At 58.8% G+C, this 9,129-nt stretch carries 13 protein-coding genes; 5 read left to right on the top strand and 8 right to left on the bottom strand.

Annotated elements, in window-relative coordinates; translation table 11 throughout:
- A partial coding sequence (locus tag RT21_RS22455; protein ID WP_046164418.1) for an IS5/IS1182 family transposase occupies positions 1 to 1,064 on the top strand: 1,064 nt, incomplete at its 5' end.
- A 277-nt stretch (positions 1,065 to 1,341) separates the two neighbouring features.
- On the opposite strand, the gene RT21_RS24255 is transcribed toward RT21_RS22455, so the two are convergent.
- The 4 genes from RT21_RS24255 to RT21_RS22440 all read right to left on the bottom strand — a co-directional run bounded on the left by RT21_RS24255 (position 1,342) and on the right by RT21_RS22440 (position 3,360).
- Positions 1,342 to 1,470 carry a hypothetical protein gene (locus RT21_RS24255; protein ID WP_256044860.1) on the bottom strand — a complete coding sequence of 43 codons (129 nt, stop codon included), beginning with the start codon at positions 1,468 to 1,470 and terminating at the stop codon, positions 1,342 to 1,344.
- Positions 1,471 to 1,540: 70 nt separating this feature from the next.
- Positions 1,541 to 2,203, bottom strand: coding sequence for a hypothetical protein (locus tag RT21_RS22450; RefSeq protein ID WP_042924902.1), 663 nt, complete (start codon positions 2,201 to 2,203; stop codon positions 1,541 to 1,543).
- Between the two features lie 12 nt (positions 2,204 to 2,215).
- Complete coding sequence (locus tag RT21_RS22445) at positions 2,216 to 2,953, bottom strand: HupE/UreJ family protein (protein ID WP_042924899.1); 738 nt, start codon at positions 2,951 to 2,953, stop codon at positions 2,216 to 2,218.
- Between the two features lie 47 nt (positions 2,954 to 3,000).
- Complete coding sequence (locus RT21_RS22440; protein WP_042924896.1) at positions 3,001 to 3,360, bottom strand: hypothetical protein; 360 nt, start codon at positions 3,358 to 3,360, stop codon at positions 3,001 to 3,003.
- A gap of 118 nt (positions 3,361 to 3,478) precedes the next feature.
- Here RT21_RS22440 and mreA point away from each other — a divergent pair, with 118 nt between their 5' ends.
- Genes mreA through RT21_RS22420 form a run of 4 tightly spaced genes read left to right on the top strand, consistent with a single transcriptional unit; the run spans position 3,479 to position 6,066 of the window.
- Positions 3,479 to 3,766 carry a metal-sensing transcriptional repressor MreA gene (gene mreA, locus RT21_RS22435; protein ID WP_042924893.1) on the top strand — a complete coding sequence of 96 codons (288 nt, stop codon included), beginning with the start codon at positions 3,479 to 3,481 and terminating at the stop codon, positions 3,764 to 3,766.
- A 9-nt stretch (positions 3,767 to 3,775) separates the two neighbouring features.
- Positions 3,776 to 4,909 carry a nickel/cobalt efflux protein RcnA gene (locus tag RT21_RS22430; protein WP_042924890.1) on the top strand — a complete coding sequence of 378 codons (1,134 nt, stop codon included), beginning with the start codon at positions 3,776 to 3,778 and terminating at the stop codon, positions 4,907 to 4,909.
- A gap of 3 nt (positions 4,910 to 4,912) precedes the next feature.
- On the top strand, positions 4,913 to 5,353 hold the full coding sequence (locus RT21_RS22425) for a YqaA family protein (protein WP_042924888.1): 441 nt from the start codon (positions 4,913 to 4,915) through the stop codon (positions 5,351 to 5,353).
- Complete coding sequence (locus RT21_RS22420; protein ID WP_081262884.1) at positions 5,341 to 6,066, top strand: TraX family protein; 726 nt, start codon at positions 5,341 to 5,343, stop codon at positions 6,064 to 6,066. Before RT21_RS22425 ends, RT21_RS22420 begins: the two co-directional genes overlap by 13 nt.
- Before the next feature lie 36 nt (positions 6,067 to 6,102).
- Here the strand turns inward: RT21_RS22420 and RT21_RS22415 are convergent, their stop codons facing one another.
- From RT21_RS22415 to RT21_RS22400, 4 genes are all read right to left on the bottom strand, one after another.
- Positions 6,103 to 6,429: a rhodanese-like domain-containing protein gene (locus tag RT21_RS22415; protein ID WP_042924886.1), complete on the bottom strand. Its 327-nt coding sequence runs from the start codon at positions 6,427 to 6,429 to the stop codon at positions 6,103 to 6,105.
- 10 nt (positions 6,430 to 6,439) lie between these two features.
- Complete coding sequence (gene chrA / locus RT21_RS22410) at positions 6,440 to 7,804, bottom strand: chromate efflux transporter (RefSeq protein WP_042924883.1); 1,365 nt, start codon at positions 7,802 to 7,804, stop codon at positions 6,440 to 6,442.
- Positions 7,797 to 8,741: a chromate resistance protein ChrB domain-containing protein gene (locus tag RT21_RS22405; RefSeq protein WP_042924881.1), complete on the bottom strand. Its 945-nt coding sequence runs from the start codon at positions 8,739 to 8,741 to the stop codon at positions 7,797 to 7,799. The genes chrA and RT21_RS22405 overlap by 8 nt, the downstream gene beginning before the upstream one ends.
- A 152-nt stretch (positions 8,742 to 8,893) precedes the next feature.
- Positions 8,894 to 9,129, bottom strand: a 236-nt coding sequence (locus tag RT21_RS22400) for a tyrosine-type recombinase/integrase (protein WP_046164417.1), incomplete at its 5' end; no start/stop codon positions are given.

Below are 9,129 nucleotides of genomic sequence, written 5' to 3'. Positions count from 1 at the left end.
ATCACTCGACCTTCTCGAAGAATCGCCATGGCCGTTTCCGTGACAGCGATCTGTTCCGCTGGTTGTTCAATGAAGTGCTGCGGCGCTGCATGGCAGCCGGCCTAGTCAAGGGCGAAGGTTTCGCCGTCGACGCCAGCATCATCAAGGCGGATGCCAGCCGGCAACGTGGGGTGGTGGGAGATGAAGTCGATTGGAGCGATCCAAAGCTCAGCAGCCGCGCCGTGCGCGAGTACCTCGAAGCACTTGATGAAGATGCGTTGGCTGAGGCTCTTCCCAAGAAGATTTCGCTCACCGATCCTCAGTCCCGTTGGACAGCAGCACCAGGCGGCCCGGCCTTCTTTGCCTACTCCACAAATTACCTGATCGACACTGAGCACGGTGTGATCATGGATGTGGAAGCGACCCCGGCGCACCGTACCACCGAAGTCGACTCGACCAGGACGATGGTCGAGCGTGTCGAAGCGCAGTTCGACCTCACACCGGAACGCCTCATCGGCGACACCGCCTATGGCACTGCCCCGATGCTGGCCTGGATGGTCGAAGAGAAGGACATCGAGCCGCATGTGCCGGTGTGGGACAAGACTGAGCGCAAGGACGACAGTCTCTCCAGTAACGACTTCCACTGGAATCAGGAAGCCAATGAATATCGCTGCCCAACCGGCAAACCGCTACGCAGTGAATGGCGCGCCTTCACCCAGAAAAGATCGCGGGTAACCAAGGCCAACACCATCATCTACCGCTCCAGCCAAACCGACTGCGTCACCTGTCCGTTGAAAGCGAAATGCTGCCCCAACACACCGAATCGGAAGATCGTTCGCAGCATCCATGAGGCTGCCCGCGATGTGGCTCGACGCATCGCCAAGACACCGGAATACCTCGTCTCACGTTGCGAACGGAAGAAGGTGGAGATGCTTTTCGCCCATCTTAAACGGATCATGAAACTCGACCGTTTACGACTGCGTGGCCTGACAGGCGCCACTGACGAATTCACCATGGCTGCGATGGTGCAGAACCTGCGCCGCATGGCCAAGCTTTTGCCTCAAGGGCCACCGCTCACGGGATAGGTACGCCTGTGGCGAGCAGAAACCCTCGAATTAACCCTCAAACCTGAGCAAGGACGCTCAGTGAAACGCCGAAAGGTAACTTGAAGTGGCTTGCAGCCACTTCGACAGCAGGTACATCCGACCGCCTTGCTGCCGCTAAACCTACTTTTTCAACAGAATCGGCCAAAAGCAGTCACACCTAAAGTGCATGATGTAGCGGTAGCCGAGAAGAAGAGGCATTTGCTGATTGTCACGAACAAGTAGGCTCCTCGCTCGTGACAACACAGCGTTTCAGATCTTAGTCGTGAGCGTGACCGTGGCTTTCGACTTCGGACTGGGTTTCCGGCTCGCCGCCGCCACAGGCCGACAGCAGACCAAGCAGACAAACCAACAGCAGGGAGCGACTCAGGGTAGTTGTGCTTTTCATCATGTAATCCTTTCTGTTTCGATCATGAAAGTAGAAGCCCCTGTGCCGGCTGACGCAGGGGCTATGTGCCTCAGATAACGCGTTTGACGCTCAGGTACTCGCCCTTGGTCTTCAGCGTGATGGTCACGTCCTGGTTGCTGCGGTTGCGCCAGAACCAACCGTGTGTGCCGTCGAAAATGGCGGTGAACTCGCCTTTGTCACCCTTGATCTGCTTGGCTTTGCTGTAGCTGTGGTAGTAGCCCTTGGGGCCGTTGTAAGGCTCGCCATGAGTGTCGTGGTTGACCGGTACGCCATTGGTTGCCCACTCGTAGCTGACCGTGGCCTTGTTCAGCATCTCCAGCTTGATTTCACTGGCCTCACCTGGCTTCAGGGTGACGGTTATCTCGTCAGACTTCAGGGCTGGCTGTGGCTCTGCGGCTGGTTCAGCCACAGGCACTGCCGCGACTTGCTCTTGAACTACCGGCCGAACAGGCACGGGGGCTTGCACAACGGGGGCCGCAGCGGGTTGAACCGCTGCATCCGCAGCCGCTTCTTCGGCCAGGGTTTTCTTCATTTCGCCCATCTGGGTCAGGCCGAGTAAGCGGCCAACGCCCGTTGGGTCGATGGCGTACTCCGAAGGCATCACTACAGTGACCAGTAAGGCTGCGGCAACGCCCACGGCGATCACAGTGGAGCGCAACAGTTGGCGGCTGGTAGGCAATTCGCTTTGGGTCGGAAGCTTGGTATTGAACATGCTGAGAATTCCTTACTGAGAGACGATCAGGCCGGTGAGCTGGTAACCCATCAAGAGGAAACCGGCGCTCATCATGGCGACGTTTGCGGTATATGCATGGCGCCAGAAGCTGGCGGTGCGTCGCCAGTAGCCCATGACAATCAGGATGGCGCTCAGGGCCAGGAGCTGGCCGATTTCGACGCCGACGTTGAAGGCGATCAGGTTGGTGATCAGGCCATCTGCCGAGATCTCGTATTCCTGAATCTTGGTCGCCAGACCAAAGCCATGCAGCAGGCCGAAAATCAGCGTGGCCGCTTTGGTGTTCGGCTGATGGCCGAACCAGCGCTGGAATGCGCCCAGGTTATCCAGCGCCTTGTACACCACCGAGAAACCGATGATGGCGTCGATCACATAGGAGCTGATGCTGATTTCTGCCAGCACACCGAACAACAGCGTAACTGTGTGGCCCACGGCGAACAGGGTGACGTAGAGCCCAACATCCTTCAGGCGGTAGAGGAAGAAGATCACTCCGAAGAGGAACAGCAGGTGGTCGTAGCCGGTGATCATGTGCTTAGCGCCCATGTAGATAAACGGCAGCACCATCACCCCGGAGCTTTCCTGAATAAAGCCCTTGTCGCCCTCGGCAACGGCGTGGGCCAGCGCCTCAGGCATGCCTAGAAACAGCAATGCCGTGAAAAGCAGCAACAGTAGTAACGAGCGATTCGGACGCACGACAGATGAGTCCATTGCGCCCATAGATAGCGAATGCATGGTTGAGTCCTAAATTAAAGGGGGCTTGGGCCGCACAGCGGCCTGTGTCAGAGCACGAATGTGGCGCGCGGTGGCCGCTCGATCAGGAAGATCGGGCTTGGAGGAATGGAGTAGCGAGGGGCGAGTATCGGCTGCGCACGTTCTGGCAGCGTGCTTATTCTCAGCAGCGCGGTCAGATGCGGTGTTTCATGCAAGTGGTCGGCTGTCAGCGGCGAGTGGCAGTGATCCCCGTACGCAGCACAGGCCTGCGTCTCATCACCATGCGCATGCGAATGAGCACTGTCATTTCCACTCAAGGAAGGCTGGCTCGATCCCATAAACAGCGCAGAGGTATGCCCGGCCCAAGCCAGCAATATGGCGAGAGCAAGGGCAAAAATCACCTTGGTGCTAATGGGATTGCTGAGCATGTTGTGGTTCTTTCGATGCCTAAGCGAGTGGCTTTTATGGAGAGGTAGCCGGTTTGACCATATCCCCCCCAGGGGGATAGCATGGGAGCGTAATTCATCGACGCACGAGACTCAAGGCATGAGCGATCACGAACACGGCCACCAGCACCAAAGTCATGGCGACATCATCAAAAGGTTGAAGCGTGCGGAGGGCCACCTGCGCAGCATCGTCACCATGATTGAAGACAGCCGGGCCTGCGTCGACATTGCTCAGCAGCTACATGCCGTGGAAAAAGCCGTCTGCCAGGCCAAGCGTGTGCTTATCCAAGACCATATCGACCACTGTCTGGAACATACAGTCGAAGCACTTGCGGTAGGCGAGCGCGCTTCACTCGAAGACTTCAAGCAAATCACCAAGTACCTCTAGGCCCCTCCCATGTCGAGTTTCGCCGAATTGCTGCAACAGGGGGGCTCGCAGGCCTGGCTGTACTTCCCCAGCGCCATTCTGCTGGGTGCTTTGCACGGCTTGGAGCCTGGGCACTCGAAGACCATGATGGCGGCGTTTATCGTGGCCATTCGTGGCACGGTGAAGCAGGCCATTCTGCTAGGCCTTGCCGCAACGCTTTCGCACACCGCCGTAGTCTGGCTGGTGGCCATGGGCGGCATGTACCTGGGGCAGAATTTGGATGCCGAAACTACCGAGCCTTATTTCCAGCTAGCGTCCGCCGTAATCATTATCACCATCGCCCTGTGGATGCTCTGGCGCACCTGGCGTGGCGAGCAGATGTGGCGCTTCGAGGAAGGTGATGAGCATCAACACGACCATCACCACCACGATGAAACGCAGCGTATCGACACAGGGCACGGGCGTATCGAGCTGTCGATCTTCGAAGAAGGCGCCCCTCCGCGCTGGCGGCTGAAGACCTTGAGTGGTCATGCCTGGCCGGCTGCTGAAGTAAGCTTGCTGACGACTCGCCCCGATGGCCTGGCCCAGCAGTTTCGCTTCGTCGACCGGTGTGACTACCTAGAGTCACTGGACGATATTCCCGAGCCCCATGAGTTCACTGCGCGCCTGAGCCTCGGCCATGCTGATCACTCCCACGACTATGACCTGGAGTTCCGCGAGCAAAGCCACCGTCATGAGCATGATCATTCCGAGCTGGAGGGGCTAGAGCTGTCGCTGGAGGGCTACCAGGATGCCCATGAGCGAGCGCATGCCAACGACATCCGTAAACGCTTCAGCAATCGCAATGTCACCACCGGCCAGATCATCCTGTTCGGTCTGACTGGCGGACTGATTCCCTGCCCGGCAGCGATCACCGTGCTGCTGCTCTGCCTGCAAGTGAAAGAAGTCACCCTGGGTGCCGTCCTGGTGCTGTGTTTCAGCATCGGTCTGGCTATAACTCTGGTTACCGTTGGTGCAGCCGCTGCTATCGGCGCACGCCAGGCATCCAATCGTTGGCCCTGGCTGGGTGCTGTGGCCCGTCGCGCTCCTTACCTGTCCAGCCTACTGATCATTGGTGTGGGGGTTTACGTCGGCTTCCACGGCTGGATCGGCCTGAACGCCTAGCCGATGTGGGAGTTATCCGGTTATTTCGGCCTGTTCCTCGCTGCCTTCGGTGCTGCCACGTTGCTACCCATGCAGTCGGAGGCGGTGCTGGTCGGGTTGCTGCTGACTGACCGCTATGCGGTCTGGGCGCTGCTGGCGGTCGCCACCACGGGTAATGTACTGGGCTCGGTACTGAACTGGCTGCTGGGTCGCTCTATCGAGCGCTACAGACACAAGCGCTGGTTTCCCGTCAGCGAGGGCAAACTGGAAAAGGCTCAGCAGGCTTATCACCGCTTCGGTCGCTGGTCACTGCTGCTCAGTTGGGTGCCGATCATTGGTGATCCACTCACAGTCGTCGCGGGTGTCATGCGAGAACCCTTCTGGAGCTTTCTGTTGATCGTGATGCTGGCTAAGACCACTCGCTATCTGGCACTAGCTGCCATGACGCTTGGGTGGTTTGGGTGAGCCTGCAGAAGCGCGACACCAACCTGGATCTGATCAAGTGGCTGGCGATGCTGACCATGCTGCTGGATCACCTGCGCTACATCTGGCCTGACAACGGATGGTTGTTCATCGTTGGGCGCTTAGCCTTTCCAATGTTCTGCCTGGGGATCGCCGCCAATGTCGCGCGCTCGCAAACAGGTGAGCTGTATTCCGATAACAACGTTCGCTACATGTGCTGGATGACTGCGTTTGCAGTGATCTCGGAGTTGCCCTATCGCCTGCTTTCTAACGACAGCAGCACGCTCAACGTTATGCCTTCGCTGCTGTTGGGCCTGCTTATCACCTGGGGAGCACATCACCGTGGTCGCGACGGTTTGATCCTGGCTCTGGCCGGCGTGACTGTCGCGGTGCTGATGCAAGAGCGCCTGATGTACGGCGTTTTCGGCGCACTGCTGCCGGCAGCGTTGCTGCTGGCCATTCAGCGCCCAGGGCTTGTGTGGCTATTGCCTGCCGCACTGTGCGTACTGGCCAATAGTCGCAACCGCTGGCTCGCCGAGTGGGAATTGCAGCCCTATACCTTGCTGATCGTGATCACTGCGTTTGTCGCACCCTTGCTTGGGTTGTGGCTGCTGCGCCGACTGCGCCAGTTCAGGGTCTGGCCGGTCAAGCGCTGGGGTTATTGGTTCTACCCCGGGCATCTGGCCGTACTACACATGATCCGCTCGCTCGGCTAGTGCCAGCGACTATCGCGTCATATCGGCGGAGATCCACTACCTCGATATGCTACGGGTGGGCCGGCCAGCGCCGTACCAGCCAGCAAAGCCATCGATCAAGAAGCGAGCATCCAGGCCCATGGCCTCCAATGTGGCGGCGATGCCCTGGCTGATTTCACGCCCCTTGGCGCAATAGACAATCACTGGCCTGTCCCGTGAAACCTGATCTTTCCAGGTGAAGACAGCCTCGGGATCACGCCAGTGTGCGTCGGGAATTTCTTCGGCATCGGCAAGCCGCACGCTCGTACGGCGCACATCCAGCAAAGTGAACGCCCGATCTGCTGCCTGCCATTCCGCCAGTTCGCATATCGAGATTCTGCTCATCTTCTACCTCTCAGTTTTGCAGCAGGTGTACCACCAGTCCGGCCAAAGCACAGGCCATCAGCACTTGGATGACACCGCGTTTAAAGTGAAACAAGGCTACCGCTGCCGCCAGGGCAATTAGCGCCGAAGGCCAGTCGAAAGCCCCCTCGAAGCCTTGCGGCCAGAGCACGTGATAACCAAAGAACAGCGCCAGATTGAGGATTACCCCGACCACGGCGGCGGTGATGGCCGTCAGCGGCGCGGTGAACTTCAGTTCGTTGTGGGTCGATTCCACCAGCGGGCCGCCCGCAAGAATGAACAGGAAGGACGGCAGGAAGGTGAACCAGGTGACCAGGCTGGCGGCCACGACACCGGCCAAGAAGGCCTGATCGACACCGAATACCTGCTGCACGTAGCCACCGACAAAACCGACGAAGGCCACCACCATGATCAGTGGCCCTGGCGTAGTTTCACCCAGAGCCAGACCGTCGATCATCTGTGTCGGGGTCAGCCAGCCGTAGTGGCCGACTGCACCCTGGTAGACATAGGGTAGTACCGCATAGGCACCGCCGAAGGTCAGCAGTGCGGCCTTGGTGAAGAACCAGCCCATCTGCGTCAGCGTGCCTTCCCAGCCGAATAGAGCGGTCAACAGCCCCATGGGCAACGCCCACAGCGTTGCACCTATCGCTGCCAGCAAGAGCAGTCGTGGCCAGCGGAAGCGCGCATGTTCCGGTGTCGGGGTTTCATCATCAATCAGCGCTGGGCCGTAAGACTGCTTGGCCGCGCCATGACCACCGCCGATGCTGAACTTCTCTGGGACGAAACGCCCACCGAAATAACCGATCACTGCGGCCACCAGCACGATCAGCGGGAACGGCAGGTTGAGGGCGAATATCGCCACAAACGAGGCGGCAGCTATCGCCCACAGCCAGTTGTTCTTCAGGGCACGGGAGCCGATGCGATGAGCGGCCTGCACCACGATGGCGGTCACGGCGGGCTTGATCCCATAGAACAGTCCGGCCACCACCGGCACATCACCGAAAGCGATATAGACCCACGACAGCGCGATCAGGATAAACAGCGAGGGCAGCACAAACAGCACCCCGGCAATCACACCACCCCAGGTGCGGTGCATCAGCCAGCCGATATAGGTGGCCAGTTGCTGGGCCTCCGGGCCGGGCAGCAGCATGCAGTAGTTCAGCGCATGCAGAAAACGCCGCTCAGAGATCCAGCGCCGACGCTCCACCAGCTCCTGGTGCATGATCGAGATCTGTCCGGCTGGGCCGCCGAAACTGATGAAACCGAGCTTGAGCCAGAACAGAAAAGCCTGGAACAAACTGACAGGCTCGGCACGTGGCAGATCCTGCTCTACAGGCGGCAGTGTGGTTTCATTCATCAGGGGTCTCTTCTTTCACAAATGCCGCCAGCAACCCATCGAAGATGGCGCAAGCAGCCGTTAGCAACTGGTCGTCATTGAGGATGGTTTCGCGCAGCCCGGCCAATACACGCTCGATGCCAACAGCCTCAGCGGGTTGAACGCCACCGACATCCAGGTAATGCACCAGAGCCGCGATGCGGCTTAGGCCTGGCTCGACCAGTGCAAAGCTGGCTTGCAGGGTTTCGAAGGTGACGCGACTGCCGACATGGCTAAAGGTCGCACCGTCGAAATCGAAGCCCAGCGCGTCAGCAGGGCAATCATTCGGTGTGTCCAACCAGAGAATGCGGGCTCTCGGATCGATGCAGCGCCGAATCAGCCAGGCACTGGCCAGGCGGTCGACCCAGGGCCGCTTGCGCGTAGCCCAGAGGCGGCCCTGGTAGTCGCGGCGATCCAGCTGTTCGATAGGCTGATCCTGACTGCTCGGCTCATCCCGCGAAAGTGCCCGACTGATGGCCGTTTCAAGTGTTTTGAGGGCCGTGTCGGTCTGTTTCCGCGCTGCCGCAGGGAAGAAGTCGATGGCCGCAAGCTGCGCAAATGCCTTGCGCAGCTTGCGTACCTGCTTGGTGCTAGTGAGGGCGTTATCCGAAGTCAGTTGAGCCTGGCACGCCTCGATCTCGACGCGCAGCTTGGCGTAGTCCTCGCTACGGTCGAACAACTCGATAAAGCGCTCGCCTTGCGGATCATTGATGGGCAACAGAAAGGCCGTGCCATTGCTACCCAGCACGTCGCGCTCAACAGCTTCCAACGCTTCCCGGCAGGCGGGAGTATCAGGCAGCAAATAGACACCATCGCGCAGTACCGCTGCGCCACTGCTCTTGAGGGCACGCCAGGCACGCATCCGCTCTGTGGCGTTAGCGGTCGGCAAGGCGATGATCAGAGATAGCCAACTATTCATGTAGAGTAGAATACCTATTAGGTAGTAATCTTTACTCTATTCTTGCTCTGGGTGATTGTGAAGCACTAAATAGTTGGCCGATGATTGCCCGTTACGACTGGTCGCTTTTGGCCGGTTAGCGACGGCCTGACTTCGACCGTCGCTATACATGGTCAAACCTCGGTCTGCTCTGCCATTTCCAAGGCGTCGTCGACCTCAATCCCAAGATATCGAACGGTGCTCTCCAGCTTCGTATGGCCAAGCAGAAGTTGAACGGCCCGCAAGTTCTTTGTCCTGCGATAGATCAGTGATGCCTTTGTACGTCTCATTGTGTGAGTGCCATACATGGCCGGATCAAGGCCAATGGCTTGCACCCAGCCTTTGACGATACGAGCGTATTGACGAGTGG

Source organism: Pseudomonas sp. 10B238 (assembly GCF_000970615.1).
Lineage (GTDB): Bacteria > Pseudomonadota > Gammaproteobacteria > Pseudomonadales > Pseudomonadaceae > Stutzerimonas.
This window is presented reverse-complemented; position numbering and strand designations above follow the sequence as displayed.